The sequence below is a fragment of the Bacillus sp. BF2-3 genome, assembly GCF_008368795.1.
GTDB lineage: Bacteria > Bacillota > Bacilli > Bacillales > Bacillaceae_G > Bacillus_A > Bacillus_A cereus.
Genome location: NZ_QOSA01000018.1, coordinates 43,370 through 61,116 on the forward strand (window position 1 = coordinate 43,370; position 17,747 = coordinate 61,116).

Here is a 17,747-nt window from a genome sequence, read left to right on the forward strand (position 1 = left end):
ATTCTATGCAATTTCATCTAGTAGTTTGTATGCTTCTGCTTTTGTTTGAACAGATAATAACCGCTCTCTATAACTATCATCCATTAGTTTTCGAGAAAGCATTTGAAGGATTTTTAAATGTTCATTCCCTTCATTTCCTTTTGGTACCGCAATCATAAATATTAACTTCGCTTCCGTTCCATCAAGGCTTTTCCAATCTATGCCCGATTGTTTAATTCCAAATACCACACTCGGTTTCCTTACGGCAGCTGATTTCCCATGTGGAATCGCAATGTTTATGCCAATACCTGTAGTACTTTCTTGCTCACGGTTCATAATAGCCTGTTTAAATTCTGTCACTGAATGTAATGCACCTACATGCTTTAATTTTTTAATCATTTCATCAATGATGTCATCTCTTGTTTCCCCTTTTAAGTCCGTTTCAATTAATTCCAAACTTGTAATATCTGTTAATTTTTTTATCTCTACCTTATCTACTTGTTCGCCTCTTGCTTGAGTTTCTTGTTCCAGTTGTTGTACTTCTATTGTTGCTGAAACTTCTTTTATTTGTTCATTTTCTTGTTTTTCTAACTTTGAAACGTCTTTTTTCAATACATTTACTACAACAGCTGTCACAATAGAGCCTACAATTACAGCCACAAAAAACATAAATACATTATCTACTGCTCCTAGCACAGCAACAATTGGACCACCATGTGCTACTCTGTCTCCTACATGACCAATCATCGCAATCACAGCACCCGTCATCGAACCAGCCATTATACTTGGAATAACACGGAGTGGATCTTGTGCTGCAAAGGGAATTGCACCTTCCGTAATACCAAATAGCCCCATTGTAAATGATGCTTTACCCATTTCTCTCTCTGAATCTTGAAATTTCCTCTTACCTATGAAAGTAGCCAGTCCCATTCCAATTGGTGGTATACAAATTGCTGCAGCAATTGGACCCATAATTTCATAGTTTCCTTCTCCAATCATTGCTGAACCAAATAAGAATGCTACTTTATTGACTGGACCACCCATATCAAATGAAATCATTGCCCCTAAAATTAATGCTAAGAGAATTGAACTTGACCCTTGCATACCTGCTAACCAAGCTGTTAATGATACGAAAACTTGTGCAACAGGAGCACCAATAATAAATACAAATGCTAAGCCTACAATAAGAGAAGTAAATACCGGAATAATAATAATCGGCATAATTGGTTGAATCGCTTTTGGAACTTTTAATTTTTTGATTCCTAACGCTATGTAACCAGCTAGAAAACCAGCGATAATTCCACCAAGAAAACCAGCACCACTTTCACTTCCGTAAAAGCTTCCTGTTGCTGCAATATATCCACCAATCATCCCAGGAACAAGTCCAGGTTTATCCGCTATACTATATGCAATATATCCAGCCAGTATTGGGACCATGAACGTAAATGATGCACCACCAATTTGTTCAATGGTTTTCCAAAAAGAACCCTCTGGAATCACTAAACCCCCAGGAGTTTTTTCTCCCCCAAGTGTTAACGCAATAGCAATTAATAATCCCCCGACTACGATAAATGGAACCATAAAAGATACACCATTCATTAAATGACGATATATCGGATTTTGCTTTCTTTCCTGATGGTTACTTTCTACTATTTTTGATTGTGAATGATAAATAGGTACATTCCCGCTGATTACTTTCTGAATTAATTCTCCTGGTTTACGAATACCATCTTGCACTCCGACAACCAACAATTTTTTTCCTATAAATCTATCTTTATTTACGACTCTATCTGCAGCTATAATAATGCCGTCTGCTTCGCGAATTTCTTGTTCAGTCAACTCATTTTCTACCCCTATTCCACCTTGAGTTTCAATTTTCATTTTGACTCCTAATTTATCCGCTGTTTTTTGCAAATTTTCAGCTGCCATATAAGTATGAGCAATCCCATTCGGACACGATGTAACCGCTAACAATTTCATTCTTAATCCTCCTTACACTTCTTACTAAGCGCCTACACTTACTATAAATCAATATTACGACGTCAAAAATTTCATTTTTTACCGTAACTTCCGGAAAAATATAATTTTTACCAAAGCATACAACAGGTTATTTGACCCTCCACTTTTCGGTTAATTATGTAAAAAGGACAAAAATTTCATTACATTTGTTTCTTTCGTAAGCTTTTGAATAAAGGATGGTTGCTCACTTATAAAGGATAGTTCCTGAAACAATTGTTTCGTTACCTCTTGTCCATCACTTTTAACTGCTAGCATAAATACAAGTGATACCTTCTCTGCTCCCCAATCAATTGGTTCCTTTAATGTAGCGATTGCAATTACTGATTCTTGAATAAATTTTGGGTTGCCATGGGGAATTGCTATTCCTGCCCCAATCGTTGTTGCTGACATTTTTTCTCTTATGATTGCATTTTCTGCATACTCTTTATCTACATACCCCTTACTATGCAAAGCATACGCTAACTTTTCAATTAGCTCATATGGGTGCTGTATATCCTGTTGTAAAAACACTAAAAATGGTGATGTATAATTGAACATAACAAAGTCTTTTGGTTCTTTATAACTTGGCTCATCATAATTTTGTATAAAGTCCCCTAGCTTCTTTTCTTCTGGCCCCTCTAATAATGGGGATACTACTATATGAGGAATGTTTAATCTTGAAAGAGTAGTAGTTGAAATAACGAGATCCACATCACGATGTTTCATTATATAACTTTGTAAATCAGCTTTTGAAATACAGTCCATCACATGGATATGACGAAATTTACGCTCGATTTTTGTACGTAACAACTGCGACATGCCAATGCCCATATGGCAAACAATAATTACATTTTTAGATTTTTCCTGGTCATTTAACCGTTCAACAGATGCTTCAAAGTGTAGAGTAAGATAAGCCGCTTCTTCTTCTGGAATATATATAGTTAGAGATTCGTTTATCTCTTCTAATACTTGTATCAATACATTAAAAACATAGGGATACATTCTCTTTATATCGTGTAACATCGGATTAGAGACAGAAAGATCATAGCTTAAGCGATTCAATGCGGTATATAGATGAATCGTTAACCCTTCAATTAAAATTTTGTCTTTACTGAAATCAATTTCATACAACTGAGACATACGTTTAACTAATTGCTGTATAACTATAGAAAGAATTGGATTACTTTCAGTAAGTGTGCTATCCTGCATTGGTTTATCTTGATAACGGATTTTCCCACCTAAAATATGAGCTGTTAAATACGTAACTTCTTCTTCTGTAAAATGGACTGAAAAAACACATTCCAACTGTTTTAAAAATTCCAATGTCCATATATATTCTTTTGTTTCTTTCAGTATTTTAATTTCCTTTTCAGCATTTAAAATAGGTTGTTTAAGTTTCATTCTCCGTACCATGAGCAATGTATGCACTAATAAACTTTCAAATGTATCATCTGTAAAAAACAATGCATTTCGTTTTTGTAACGCTTTCAATTCGTTCGTAACAAATTCAACCTCATGATATTGAAATTGTTCTTTAATAAATTGATTCGTAAGATCAGAATTACGAATCAAATCTGATAATCTAGCCAATGCTCTTCTTTTTTTCTTTTCATTTCCATCAATAATAAGCCCAACTCGCTGTTTTGAAACAATGGTTAAATCAAAATGATGTAACCATTTTTCAATTCTATCTAGATCTTTTTTTATAGTCGTTCGACTTACAAAATGTTGAGATGCCATTTCCTGTGCAGTAACTGCCTTTACATTCATTAATAAGTTGTATGCAATTTGTAGAATTCTTTCTTCATCTGATTCATACTTTGTGCGATTATGAATACAATAAAGTTTATTAAACAAGTCCACCTTTTCATATTCCTCAATCTCTAAGTACACACCTAATCCCGGTTTCCTAACAAGAATCGCACTTGAATAATTTTCAAGGTGCTCCTCAATTATTTTAAAGTCATTACGAATTGTTTTTTCAGAGCAATTCACCTTATCTGCAAGGTCTTGTACTAATGAATAGTTGTTAGATTCAGATAATAGTAGAAATAAAATTTCTTTTTGTCTTGTATTCATAAATTTCACCTATCTCTTATATCCTTCTATGTTATATGCATTACTTTACAAGATACTTTTACCCTCTCCTATAACTAGCAATTTCAATTAATTATACTCACTTTCAAATTTTAGCTACCTTACGTTAAAACTTCTTATTTAGAATTAATTATTTTTCTCAATACTCCAACATCATTTCTATATTAAGTATCTTCAACAACTAAGAAGACAATTAATTTCAATATACCGTAAAGTATCCCAATTAAAAGTTTAATTTATTACCAAGGCTCCGGAAAAGCTGCTTTATTTCTGTAACGAAATAAAATTAGTTAAAACTAGCTTTGAGAGCGACAATCGAAAATAGAATAACGTTTTTTTGTTGAAATTCTGATAGCAAAGTACTTGCACTATACATACCCCATCCTTATTTGCTTAAATACGTAAAACTCATATAATGCTAACTATTTCAATTTACGAAGACTGTAGTAATAACGAACTCTTTAATAAAATCCTGTATTAGTAGTTTTTTTATCTACATAATTAATTTTAATCTCTCTTCTAGAACTTCCCTATCCGATTGTGATTTTGAAATTACAAGACATGTATCATTCCCACAAATACATCCTACTTTTTCTTTCCAGTCTAAAGAGTCTAATAACACACCTATAACATGTGCATTACCTGGTAAAGTTTTAATAATGGTTAATTGATTTATATAATCAACCTTTACGACAACTTCTCTCAATTTTTTCTTTAACATCATATCAGTTTGTATATTATCTCCTGTGAAGTTTTTATATATAGTTAAACCGTTTGAAGAAACAGTCTTTATTATATTTAATTCGCGAATATCTCGCGAAATAGTAGCTTGTGTTACAATTGCCCCCTTTTTTGCTAACAGCTCTACTAACTTTTCTTGTGTATCTATTTCATGCTCTCTCACTGCTTGTTTAATTAGCCTTTGTCTTTTCTCTTTTCTCATAAAAGACGCCCCTTATATCGTTATACTTTTATTATATCTTCCTATAAATTTTATTCGAAAGAGGCAAAGGGGAATGTTGCGGAAACGTTCATAGTTTTTAGCACTTTACACCCTTATAGAGAGCTCACTACACATCCATCAACTTAGGGATTTGGAATGCTTTTTATGGACCTGGATAAAAAATTATCTTTATTTGCTGAAGAGTTATATTGATATATCTATCAAAGTGCCAACCATCTATTGCCAATCATATCCATTGCAATAAAATAAAATAGGTTGTAACATCTACCAGTATTTAAATGACGAACATTGTCTAAAGCATTTCAACTAATAATTAAGAGGAGCATACAATGAATAAAATAAAAAGGTTATTAAAACGTAAAACGACTTTGATAATTCTTATCCTATTCGTATTTGTTTATGTAAATAATAGTTCTTTTTTTGCTGAGAGGACCGAGGTGACTCCTCTTCTTCTTGCTCACCGAGGGCTTTCGCAAACATTTAGCATGGAGGGAATTGAGGGTGATACATGTACAGCTGAACGTATAAATAAACCTGAATATCCTTATTTAGAAAATACAATTCCATCTATGGAAGCGGCATTTAAAGCTGGGGCTGATTTAGTAGAGTTTGATGTTCAACCAACTAAAGATAATAATTTTGTTATTTTTCATGACTGGACTCTTGATTGCCGTACTAATGGTAAAGGTGTTACAATAGATTTTACAACAAAAGAATTACAAGCACTTGATATTGGTTACGGTTATACAGCTGATGGTGGTAAAACATTCCCATTTCGTGGTCTGGGGATTAATCTTATGCCAACACTTGATGAAGTACTTAACCATTTTCCAGATCGCTCTTTTCTTATTCATATTAAAAGTAATGATGAAAATGAAGGAATCCAATTGGCTTCTTATCTTAAGAAACTACCAGCAAAACGCCTTGAGCAACTAACTGTATATGGTGGCGATAAACCAATTGCTGCGATAAAAGAGCGCATCCCTAGTTTACGATTAATGTCTAAAGCAACCATGAAAAAGGATCTTCTTACTTATATGGCGTTAGGATGGACTGGTTACATGCCTTCAAGCCTGAAGCATGGAGAGTTACATATACCAGACAAAGTAGCGCCTTGGCTTTGGGGATGGCCAAATCGTTTTCTTAATCGAATGGATAAAGCTGATACTCGAGTTATCGTTGTAGGAGGAAATGGATTTGGATTTTCAAGTGGATTTGACTCACTTGAAGATATAAAACGTCTTCCTGACGATTATACAGGTGGAATTTGGACAAACCGCATTGACAAAATAGCACCTGTATTTCAAAAATAAAAGATAATATAACAATCGAAGTTTTTTCATATTTTTAACCATTTATATTTTAAAAGAAGACTTATTAATAATGTTGAGTTTTATACACCGATAAACACCGCTGATGACCTCCATTATCTATAGGAAATTAGCGGTGTTTTTTGGATGAATGCAACTCACTGTAATTCAAACCGAAGTACGACAACAATCAAAGAATCACCTGCTACATGTAAAAAATGAGCTAAATCCACATTAATAACTCATTGTAGATAAATTATTACCCTTGCAATACCCTCTTAAATTTAATTATAGGGGTACCGCCACATTTCTATTAAGCTAAGGCTTTCATATAATTCCTAAATGAAAAAACACAATCTATTCTTTCTATAAAAACATAAGAATAGATTGTATTTTTTATGTCTAAATTTATATTTAATATTCAAATGTATTTCAGTCCTATAGGTTTCCTACATGGAAGAATAGAATTTTATCTATTTATAGTGACTTTTAAGCATTGCAAAATGGAATTTATATATTTATATAGTATTCTATTTAGTTTAAAAGAAATTTATATTATACTTGTAATAATTGGATATGTGATATAACAATATGGAATGAACTTTCATATTAAATTTATCAAAAAAGAAAGAGGAAAATGAGAGATGAAAATCAATTCAAACATAAATAACAGGTTTTATCCTTTAAATATTACAGTTTTAAATAATAAATCTCTAAGTACTACAACTTCACGTATAGTAAACAATAATCAAAAATATAATCCTGAAAGTAAGACTAGGGATAATCAACTTTCCGAAAAAAATATAGAGCAACATATCAATAACAAATATAATGCAATTAACTCACAGGGTCTCAGTATATTTGAATTTCTTAAAATGTTATTGGATAAAGGTGTACCTATGTCAATAATTACAGAAATATTGGTGGGGATGTTAGAGGGGCATAGTAAGAAGAATGAAGAAGCGGAGAAAGGGACAGAAAAAGGAACGGAGAAAGAATTGGTAAAAGGATTAGAAAAGGGAACAGAGAAAGAATTAGTAAAAGGATTAGAAGAAGGATTAAGTAATATTCAGAAGGAATAACAATTTTTAGATTTTTATGAGAGTGTAATATAAACCGTGTAAGTAACCTACCATCCTAGGTAGTGGGTTGCTTCACGGTTTTTCTTTTTCTAAAATTATTACGAAGGAGTGGTTACACTTGTGGTTAGAAAGAAAAGAGATTCAAGATCCGTGAAGTTGGCTCAATCAAACTGAATCGAAGAATCGCTGGATGCAGATTTTTGATGAACTCAAAACTCGCGGTGTCGAAGATGTATTCTTCATCTCTATGGACGGAGTTTCGGGTCTTGAAGATGGCGCTCGGGCAATCTTTCCACAAGTTGTCGTACAGCGTTGTATCGTTCATTTGGTGCGTAATTCACTTCGCTACGTGCCAAGTAAAGATTACAAGGAATTCTGTAAAGATTTGAAGAAATTCTATGGTGCTTCATCAATCAAAGCGAGCCACGCGGCGTTTGACGTGTGGAAACGCAACTTCTCGCATGTCGAACAGTTCTTTGACTACGGCTCTGACATTCGCAAAGTTATGTACACGACAAACGCTGTCGAAGGTGTCAATTCAAGTTTCCGTAAGGTAAAGAAAAAAGGCGATCTCCCGAACGAAAACGCCTTACTAAAGGTTCTGTATTTACGTGTAAAAGAACTCCAAAACAAATGGAATGGCGGTCATATCCGTAATTGTTCAATGGTGTTGAATCAACTTATGGTTAATGATAAATTCGCCAAACGTATTGAAAAATATAGTATTTACCTACCGTAATTTAAATACTTCGTTTGTTCGATAAGATAATTTGATATATCTGTGTTAGTGCCATTCCGCAAGAGGAATTCCACTAAATCTTGCTTTTGAAGAACAGGATTAATAACGGCTCCATCTAGCTGACTTAGGATCTCAACGATGCCATGATGTGAAAAACTCTTGATTGCTTTAAAAAGTTCTGCATCACGTTTCTTTCGCTCGGCGGATTCTTCAGGGTACCCAGTATTGAACGGTTCTTCAAATAGTTTCTCAAGCGTGAAGCGAAGATTTAATTCGCCCGCCCAACCGAAGTTCAATCCAAGTGGCAGTGATGCACAGTTTCCGTTATTTATCCTACCGAATAGGAACGCATCTGTTGGAGTTGGCAGATAACCGCTAATGACATTCGGAAGTGTATTACAGGCAATCGACATACCAACACCGCTACTACATCCAGTGACGACAAAATCAACTGCACCTGAATTTAGAAGTAGACCAACAGCTAAGGACACTTGGATATAGCTTAACTCGGATTCCTCAACTGTAACACCAAAATTGAGCACTTCATATCCATGCCTCGCCACAGCCCTTTTTGTCTCTTCAAAAATCAGTTCATTTTTGCTAGTTTGGGTACTTGCTTGTATCACCGCAATCTTCATTCTTCCACGACCTTTCGATTTAATTATCACACAAACCGAAAGTCAAAAGAAGATAAAAAAGACAGAATCAATCTTGCCTTAATATTTGCTATTCTATGTGTTCGTTTCAAAAACTTACACAGATTTCTTGACAATCCCTTTTTATCTTATTAAGTATTCAAAATTCTTTTTAAATATCTACTTTTCTTTTGATTATTTTTCTTATTCTTCTTTAAAGTGTAAAAATACGCTATTCTTTCTGTAGAATTATGGGAAAGGATGGCGTTTTTTATGTCTGTTTCTGTGTCTGACGAATTACAACTATTTGCTCAAGAGATTCAAAGTGCCCTCTCTCCAAATGCCTTACGGGTTCTTGCTAGAGATGCTGGTTTTGTACAACGAACCAGTAAGTACCAAGCAAAAGATTTAGTCGCTTTATGTATATGAATGAGTCAAAATATCGCTACAAACTCTACTATGATTGACGTTGTATGAGTTTAGCTTGATAGTGATGTGGCGGTACCCCTTGTATAAGAGTTTGTTTTTAAACAATTCTGCCTCAATAGTATCCTGATGTTACAAAAAAGAACTAAGATGTTTCATCCTAGCTCTTTTTTTAGCAATATCAACTTATTATTTACATTCCTCAATCATTATTTTACTTCATTGGCAACAAAGAAATGCTCACATACACTTGAAATACGTTTTAAATCCACATTGCCGCCTGAAATAACCGCTACTACTTTTTTACCCTGTACATATTTATCAACTTTGCCTGCAAGAAGAGCGGCTGTGGCTAATGCTCCCGCACCTTCTACGACAGCCTTTCCGCGTTGTAGTAAGTCTTTCATCGCTACTTCTAATTCTTCTTCTGATACAGTTACAATTTCATCTACTAGTTTTTTTACAATTTCAAAGGTTAAATTTCCAGGTATTTTAACTGCACAACCATCCGCTATTGTTGGAGCTTTATAATGTGATACAATTTCTCCAGCATCGTAAGAAGCTTTCATACCGTGTACGTTTTCAGCTTGAACCCCAATAATATTAATGGAGGGATTAAATGATTTCAGTGCTACAGCAATCCCTGAAATAATTCCTCCACCACCAATAGGTACAATAACAGTATCAACATCCCACATATCATCCAGAATATCTAACCCAATTGTCCCTTGACCAGCCATTACTTCTACATCATCATATGGATGTAGATATGTTTCGCCTGTTTCTTTTATAATCTCTTCACATTTCGCTTTTGCATCATCAAACGTATCACCATATAAAATAACTTCAGAACCATACCCTCTCGTCGCATCCACTTTAGCTTGCGGTGCAGAGGTCGGCATCACAATTTTGCTTTTAATTTTAAGTAAATGAGAAGATAATGCAACACCTTGTGCATGATTTCCAGCTGAACAAGCGATTACACCACGTTCTTTTTCTTCATTTGTTAGTTGGGAAATTTTATTAAATGCACCACGAAACTTAAATGAACCCGTTAACTGCATATTTTCCAACTTCAAATAAATTTCTCCACCGGTTTTACTGGTTAAATAGAAAGATTTAACCAAAGGCGTTTTTCTAGCATTTCCATCTAAAATTTTTTGTGCTTTTTTTATATTCCCAATGTTGAGTGGTAAAACTTCATTACTCATATTAACACTTCTTTCAATGGCTTATAATCTAACTCTAGTGTTGCACCTAAATTCTCATAAGTTATCGTGCCCTTGTAAATATTAATCCCCGTCCCTAAAGCCGGTTTATTTTGGATTGCATTCTCTAATCCATTTTTAGCTATTTCTAGTAAATACTCAATATTTCCATTTGCTAAGGCCATAGTAGAAGTACGTGGAGTAGCACCAGGCATATTTGGTACTGCATAATGGATTACATCATGCTTAATAAATATAGGATTATCATGAGTTGTATAATGATCGACTGTCTCTACCGTACCACCTTGATCTATTGCAATATCCACAATCACACTTCCTGGCTTCATAGATTGAACCATATACTCTTTAACAATTTTAGGAGGGCGAGATCCTGGTATTAAAATTGTTGAAATAAATAAATCTGCTTCTTTAATCGTTCGCTCTAGATTTTCAGTATTAGATTCAATTATATTTACTTCTTCTGTTGCGTATTGCTTTCTTAAATATGCAATTCTTTCTTGATTAACCTCTAGGATTGTAACACTACATCCAATTCCAATTGCCATATCACAGGCATTAGTTGCAGCATTTCCTCCACCTAAAATAACTACATTTCCGGCAGGGATTCCCTCAATACCTGATAATAAAATCCCTTCTCCTTGATGTTGTTTTTCTAAATAATATGCTCCCATAAATACAGCACGACGACCAGCAATTGCACTCATTGGCTTTAATAATGTCAAAACACCATCTTCGCTAATTGTTTCTCCTGCAATTGCAGTAGTACCAGCATTTCTCATTGCTTCTACGCATTCTTTCGACGCAGCCAAATGTAAAAAACCCCAGATTATAAGATCTTTTTTAAAGTAACGAGATTCTTCAGGTAATGGTTCTTTTACTTTAACTACCATATCAACTTCCCAAGCTTCTCCTTGTGCTACTAAATTTGCACCTGCGCCTGTATATTCATCATTTGTATATCCTGATCCAATACCTGCATCTTTTTCTACTAAGATTTGATGCCCTTCTTCAACTAACTTCCGAACATTTTCAGGGGTCATTCCTACACGTGCTTCTCCCTTTTTTATCTCTTTAACTACTCCAATTCTCACTTCTAACACATCCTTTTATAAGCAATATAATACCTAGGATTTAAAAAGTAATACGTGAATTTACCAAACTTATTATGTCCATTCATGTTATTTTTATCGCCTAACTAGCTTTTAAGGTAGAAAACATTCAATATCAATTATTGTTATATGGATATGTAAACATTTTTGACTAGGTAATATTCCTCCTTCCAAAAGTATGTGGAATTGATTCGGCGACTAAAGAGACGATGCACTGAAAGAATGTATGTACTGAAATTGTCGCGATAACAGCATTGCTACTTGTATTAATAACAGAAACTGTATTAGAATTCAGTCAATGATGACCTCATAAACATAGATTTAAATTAAGAAACCTCTTTAGAGAAAAAAACCTAATTAGGGACTGTTACTGTGCTTTTACAGCAAGGCTATTCAAGAAATTACTAATTGAAGAAGCTTGAAAAATACGTAGGCTAAAAGAGCTGATATTATAATACTTTTCAGTAATTATAAGTATTGATGGAAAGAATTTAGATTCTTTTGGCTGCCAAGATTCGTTATGCCATTCCTGACTGTGGAAGTATAATTCATACCTATTTATTTTATCTTGCATAACTTTTTTGCTGTAAACTGACTTCTGGACTTCAATGAAAAATGGAGATCTACGCCAAATTGTAAATGCATCAGGTTCCATGAATTCTTTACCGTACTTTGGCTCCACTTTAAACAGTTTAGGTTTTTCATAATAGATAAGCTGTTTATACACATCTAATATGCCTAGAAAGTGGGGAATCTTTTGGCTAGTTTTGCGAAGTGTGCTGGATTGAGGGAAGTAAATGTATGGCTGTTGCGAGATATTGGCATTCACATGACCATCTCTTCTTAATCGCTTCATCACCGTATTACAGCATGTAACCGCGTTCTTTAATCCTTGAAAATGCAAATCAATAATGTCATCACGAGACATACATCTAAAACGCTTCAAATTGTTTAATATGGCTTTGTCTCTATTCCTCATAATCTAACACCCCGAATAATTGATTTTCTTCTTGTGGTAGGTTTTGCAACTTTATATTCTCTTTCGGAACGCGATAAGGTTCAACTATCTTCTTGGCTTTACTTAATTCTAAATAAGGAGATTGTACTTTCTTTAATCCATTTAACTTTAATATCATTTGGCCAGATTGCTCCAAGCGTTCTGAACCAGGAGTACCCATAATATTACTATTAATTGTACTATCACATTTAAAGCCCATTCTAACCGTCATATTGAGCTTTAGCTTACCATCCAACACTTTTGCATCAGGTCGTTGCATACTTAGCATTAAAAAAACTCCAAGTGCCCTTCCGACTGCCGATATTTTTTCAACTATAGACATACATTCCTTTTCATCTTGCAACATAACCACTTCGTCGATAGCAAGTAAGATATATGGTTTCTGATTATCAGGATTTAATTTGTTGTATTCGTCAATATGATCTACTTCATACTCTTCCATCAATTTTCTACGTTCGCGTATTTCCTTCCACACTTTCTGCAGCATAATCTTCATTTCTATTTCTTCCATGCAAACCTCTTTTACGTGTTTCACCCTTCGCAAGAAATGAAATTCGGAATTCTTCAAATCTCCCAGGTACAAATGTAATTTATCAGGAGACATATATTGAATAAGTGTAGACAGTACAACGCGTACCATACTACTTTTCCCGCTCCCCGTCTCTCCTGCAATTAGAAGATGCGGCGTGTTTGAAGCAATCATGTCATACGTAATCATATTTCCAAATTGGTCACGCCCCACAATTACAGGAAGATGATGTTGTATAAGTAATGGCTGCCACTTCTTATAACTGTAATTGTATGCTTGTAGCCCAGCATCCGAATGAAACACATTAAGTACAAATCTTTTAATATCACCTTCAATTGCTACATTACGCCCTAATATTTGTTGAAAGCAAAACCACTTCTTTTCAATGGTTTTCGGATCTAATCCGTTTGGAATGGTAAATATGTATCGAACCTTTTCTTTTGAGGAAGAAATATCATGTATCTTCGGGTAAATGGGTACTTTCCCACCTCGTGTTTGATGATCTACATATAAACCTGCCTTTACAAACACCTCTATAAGTCGATTCTTCAAAGTTTGTTTATGAAGCCAATCCTTTAAAATCCCCATGTAATTTCCTCCTTAAAACATCACCACAATTTGAATGAATACATAACCAATGAAACAAACTCCACCTATCCTTATTCCATGATATATTCCATCGCTTACAAGTTTCGCTGCTGCAACATAATCGTTTTTTACAAGATGCTTTTCTAACAGCGCCCCTCCAATTGTCGTTACTCCTAAAGCTCCTAAAGAGATAAATGTAGTTAACATATAAATTTCCCCTTTATAAACAGAATTTTGAATGTCGATGATACATGGACTTACAAACTTAGAAGTTTGGTAGAGGTATCTTGATAGCTACTTTGGTAGCAACCTTGATACATTTTATTGTGAATAGCTTGTACAATATGCAAATTTTTCTGTGCAATTGCGTATAGTTTTTTGCATTTCGGACAAGGATGATTAAAAAAGATTATGGAGGAGATTAACGTGTGGGGTAGAGGTATTGGGAGACATAGAACAAAGCTAGCTAAATTTTTAGCTAGCTACAATTACTCAATTCAGGGTTTTTCTAAAGCTAGTAAGGTAAACAGAAATACATTAGGTCAACTGTGTAATGACAAGGATTATGTGCCATCACCAAATACAATGCAGAAAATAATGAAGATAGTTAGAAAACATGATTCTCGAAAACAAGTAACTGACTTTTGGCATATATAAAGAGAATAATCTCTTTATATATTATTCTTTATGCAAGCTTGATATTGATTTTTATAGGGATACTGTAGCGATTCCTTATAGGTATTTCCTTACTGCCCTCTCTTTCTCCAATAAATCTTAATTTATTTTTGGTAGTGGCAGATTGTTTTCTTTTATTAAATCATAAATAAATTTTTCTAGTACACTTTCAGCTGCTTCTCGCATTTGATTTGATGTTGAATCATTAAACACCTTTTCTATCTCTCTAAGTAGCTGTTTTAAAGAATGATTGTCCTTGCTATTTTCCAGGAATTCTTCACCTAACCCTTGAACAAATGTACTAATAACAATTACCTTTTCTAATTTAGTTAGTTCCATCTCTATGCCTCCTAATCAGATTATCATTCTCATCTAACATGACCTCTCCCCTAATTAATAAAGAGTTACCAAAAGTCTTGGTGTTATGACAAGATATGCATAGATATTTTCGAATCTCATGATTTAAGGGTTATATATATCCTGTGGCCTAACCTTAACGATATGCCCAGGAACTTCTCTAAATCGTATAATTTTCATAATAGACAAGTAAAAATCTCTACCAGTATTCTTTTAAATTCAAATTACACGTTTGTTAGGATCTATAAATCCACACTAGAAGTAAAAAGTGGATTTATAGATACGTATTTTTGGACAAATTTACCGGCTGAATTAACAGAAACTTTGTGTTACTCTGAACTTGTTGAATATCCCAATACATTCAACAATGCTCAAAATTGCATATTTACTATGCAACCATCCACCCAGATACCTTAGTTAATACTTCTCCCTAATTGTCGTTATTGCTAAGGTATCTTTTTAGATGCCCTGTGTAAAGTTTTTTTCTCTCAGTGATAAAGCTATTTCCCACTTGATATAATCAATTTTTTTAGTACATTTTCTTAACAAAATTCAGATTTGGTATTTTTACTACTATTTACTTTATATACAGATTTTAAGTTTTGAAGTTTTGAAGTTTTGAAGTTTTGAAGTTTTTCCCTTACAATTTTGAAATCTTCTGCTAAAATCTAAACATATTTTTGCGACCACTAAACGAATATATAAAATTTAAGTAAAAGATTTTTATATTAGTTTAAATGGTTGCCATAAAGACAAGGCAAATATCCAAGTAGGATCTCCATTTCCTTGATAGCTTTGAACCGCTTCATAAAATTTCCCTTGATACTCTACTTTATCTCCTTTTGTATATGCCTTTTTAGGATCCCATTTTTCATACGTTACATTTTGACTCTTTGTTGTTACTGTAAGGATATTGCTTTGAACCGAGATATTTCCAGCCGTATCTACAGCCTTTACAGTATATTTATATTCTTTATTAGCTGTAAGGTTTTGATCAGTAAACTTTGTTTCTTGTACTGTTTGAATTAATTGTCCATCACGTAACACTTGATATTCTTTTACACCCACATTGTCTGTAGAAGGATTCCATTTTAGCTCTACACTGTCTGATGCAACATTGCTTGCATATAATCCTTGTGGCTGTGTTGGAGCTTCTGTGTCCGGTTTCGGATTAACAATTTGATTTACTTTCTTCAGGCCATCCTTTGTAACTTCATATATTACTTTTTTATCAAAGCTTTCGCGTTTATTATTATCCAGATTTATTAATGTCGCTCTCTCTCCACCTTCTAGGTGTGTAAGTTCAATAAAATTGCCTACTTTTACTGGGACTGTTTTTGATTCAGCATTTTGTTGATTATTCCCATAAATCTCTTTGTTATATACCACTTTACCTGATGTATCCTGTACTTTAATACTTGCATACGTACTATCAAAATAATTGTGTGGTGTACCTGCTATTAAACTAACTTGCAATTCTTCTGTTGATTTATTTAAATCAAGTTTTGCAAATTCAAAATCTCCTATACCCTTCATCGACCATGCAAACCGATCCCCTTCTAAAATGTTTGGAGATTCATTTTTGATTTTCACCTTTTTTTCCACAGTTTGATCAAATATATCTGTTAATACAATTTTTGCATAAGTATTTGTTGGTAATGATATAGATTGACTGATTCCATTTTGGTAAGATTTAATATCATTAATTACGTTAATCGGTTGGCCCGTCATATTTTCATTATTATAAATTTCAATTTTCCCCTTAAATTGAGGTGTACTACTATCTTTTAATTGCCAAGTTATATTTAATTTTTCATTTTCATAATACATAGACTTTACATCATAATCTAGTTTTCCTATTTCAGGTTGGCTAGGTTGATTTAACGTAAATGTTTTTCCTGTTCCAATAGTTGATCGAGAGTCTCCCCCAGCCTTAAACCAAAGATATTCTGAAGTAGCTCCCCCATCCCAATTATTATTCAATGGCTCTTGCCCCTCTATTGATTGAGTATTCCAAGATGTCCATTTTTTATCTGAGATATTTCTTCCATATCCATTTTTTACACGTGCCTCTCTTACATCTTGTCCATTACCAAGCCAGTCTTCTTGAAACAGCGTTTGTCCATAGTTAAATGTAACGTTAGGAACTGGAAAGTCCATAATCCCAATAAGCTTCCATTGATTTTTTGAAACATCTTTTAACCACTGTCCAAATTTTGTGTGTCCATTCTCTTGCCAAGAACGCATTGTCATGCGATACCAATTATAATTCTTCCAATCATATGTCGTCTGAATTTTAAGACCTGTTCCTTCTCCACCAAAATTACTTGCAACTGATGTAGGGGATACATATTCTGCTTTTATTGCTTCCTTAGAAGAAATAGGATCCCAAACTGCAAAGTGTAAAGTACGCTTTCCATTTTCATCAAAACCGCTTTGTTGTTGGAATCCAGCATACCCACCAGCTTCTCCCCCCTGGTTCCAGTTATGTACAGCCCAATATGTATAAGGTGCTGTTTGAACAGGAGACCAGTCTATACTAATAATATCTGAAGAAACACTATTTTTAGGTGTAACATAAACTCCTGGAGCAGACGCCGCCTCTATGATAGAAATTGATGATCCAAACATCGAAAACACCGTACTAGCTGCTGTAATGGCTAGGATTTTTTTGACGCCATTTCTTGTTCTTTGATTGAACATAATTTTCCCTCTCCTTCTTCGTTATTAATAACTATTTAAAATAATATCTCTCTATATATAATTGAACAAATTTCCTATGAATGTAGTACTATCTTAATAAAATGGATATATTTAATTTTACTTTCACTGTTATTTAATGGGAAATTGTAGTATTTTGTTATAAATTTAAATTACATATCGCCAAATTCATCCTATTAACAATAGAAAAAATTCATAAAAATAAAAACATTCCAGTTCTTTTTTTAAGTCCCCTCAAAAACGAAAATCATTTTTATAAAATAATATCTCTATATACTAGTATCAGCTAAA

Annotated in this window: 13 protein-coding genes and 2 pseudogenes; 4 read left to right on the forward strand and 11 right to left on the reverse strand. The window is 33.7% G+C overall.

Translation table 11 applies throughout. The features are described from left to right. Positions 1–3 precede the first annotated feature (3 nt). From DN401_RS14700 to DN401_RS14710, 3 genes are all read right to left on the reverse strand, one after another. Entirely contained in the window at positions 4–1,959 is a 1,956-nt protein-coding gene (locus DN401_RS14700; RefSeq protein WP_149287799.1) for a fructose-specific PTS transporter subunit EIIC, read from the reverse strand. Positions 1,960–2,109: 150 nt separating this feature from the next. Continuing rightward, positions 2,110–4,056 carry a BglG family transcription antiterminator gene (locus DN401_RS14705; protein ID WP_149287800.1) on the reverse strand — a complete coding sequence of 649 codons (1,947 nt, stop codon included), beginning with the start codon at positions 4,054–4,056 and terminating at the stop codon, positions 2,110–2,112. Positions 4,057–4,567: 511 nt separating this feature from the next. Next, positions 4,568–5,017, reverse strand: a complete 450-nt coding sequence (locus DN401_RS14710) for an arginine repressor (protein ID WP_149287801.1) — start codon at positions 5,015–5,017, stop codon at positions 4,568–4,570. A gap of 350 nt (positions 5,018–5,367) precedes the next feature. Here DN401_RS14710 and DN401_RS14715 point away from each other — a divergent pair, with 350 nt between their 5' ends. The 3 genes and pseudogenes from DN401_RS14715 to DN401_RS14725 all read left to right on the forward strand — a co-directional run. After that, positions 5,368–6,351, forward strand: a complete 984-nt coding sequence (locus tag DN401_RS14715; RefSeq protein ID WP_149287802.1) for a glycerophosphodiester phosphodiesterase family protein — start codon at positions 5,368–5,370, stop codon at positions 6,349–6,351. 641 nt (positions 6,352–6,992) lie between these two features. After that, complete coding sequence (locus DN401_RS14720; RefSeq protein WP_149287803.1) at positions 6,993–7,430, forward strand: hypothetical protein; 438 nt, start codon at positions 6,993–6,995, stop codon at positions 7,428–7,430. Between the two features lie 157 nt (positions 7,431–7,587). Further along, positions 7,588–8,169 (forward strand): annotated as a pseudogene (locus DN401_RS14725) (transposase); the annotation flags it as partial. Here the strand turns inward: DN401_RS14725 and DN401_RS14730 are convergent. Continuing rightward, positions 8,157–8,807 (reverse strand): RpiB/LacA/LacB family sugar-phosphate isomerase, encoded by a 651-nt coding sequence (locus DN401_RS14730; protein WP_149287804.1) that lies wholly within the window; start codon positions 8,805–8,807, stop codon positions 8,157–8,159. The pseudogene DN401_RS14725 and the gene DN401_RS14730 sit on opposite strands and share 13 nt — an antisense overlap. Before the next feature lie 270 nt (positions 8,808–9,077). Here DN401_RS14730 and DN401_RS14735 point away from each other — a divergent pair. Then, positions 9,078–9,230 (forward strand): annotated as a pseudogene (locus tag DN401_RS14735) (IS4 family transposase); the annotation flags it as partial. Between the two features lie 209 nt (positions 9,231–9,439). Here DN401_RS14735 and tdcB read toward each other — a convergent pair. The 7 genes from tdcB to DN401_RS14775 form a co-directional block, all read right to left on the reverse strand. Continuing rightward, on the reverse strand, positions 9,440–10,441 hold the full coding sequence (gene tdcB / locus DN401_RS14740) for a bifunctional threonine ammonia-lyase/L-serine ammonia-lyase TdcB (protein ID WP_149287805.1): 1,002 nt from the start codon (positions 10,439–10,441) through the stop codon (positions 9,440–9,442). Then, entirely contained in the window at positions 10,438–11,550 is a 1,113-nt protein-coding gene (ald, locus tag DN401_RS14745) for an alanine dehydrogenase (protein ID WP_149287806.1), read from the reverse strand. The genes tdcB and ald overlap by 4 nt, the downstream gene beginning before the upstream one ends. A 385-nt stretch (positions 11,551–11,935) precedes the next feature. Then, entirely contained in the window at positions 11,936–12,547 is a 612-nt protein-coding gene (locus DN401_RS14750; RefSeq protein WP_016513387.1) for a replication-relaxation family protein, read from the reverse strand. Beyond that, a complete protein-coding gene (locus DN401_RS14755) occupies positions 12,537–13,703 on the reverse strand; it encodes an FtsK/SpoIIIE domain-containing protein (protein ID WP_000511837.1) in 1,167 nt (388 codons plus the stop codon). The genes DN401_RS14750 and DN401_RS14755 overlap by 11 nt, the downstream gene beginning before the upstream one ends. A gap of 12 nt (positions 13,704–13,715) precedes the next feature. Beyond that, positions 13,716–13,910, reverse strand: coding sequence for a hypothetical protein (locus DN401_RS14760; protein ID WP_016513385.1), 195 nt, complete (start codon positions 13,908–13,910; stop codon positions 13,716–13,718). Between the two features lie 567 nt (positions 13,911–14,477). Next, on the reverse strand, positions 14,478–14,717 hold the full coding sequence (locus DN401_RS14770; RefSeq protein WP_000424047.1) for a hypothetical protein: 240 nt from the start codon (positions 14,715–14,717) through the stop codon (positions 14,478–14,480). Positions 14,718–15,458: 741 nt separating this feature from the next. Further along, complete coding sequence (locus DN401_RS14775; protein ID WP_149287808.1) at positions 15,459–17,438, reverse strand: DUF3472 domain-containing protein; 1,980 nt, start codon at positions 17,436–17,438, stop codon at positions 15,459–15,461. Positions 17,439–17,747: the final 309 nt, after the last annotated feature.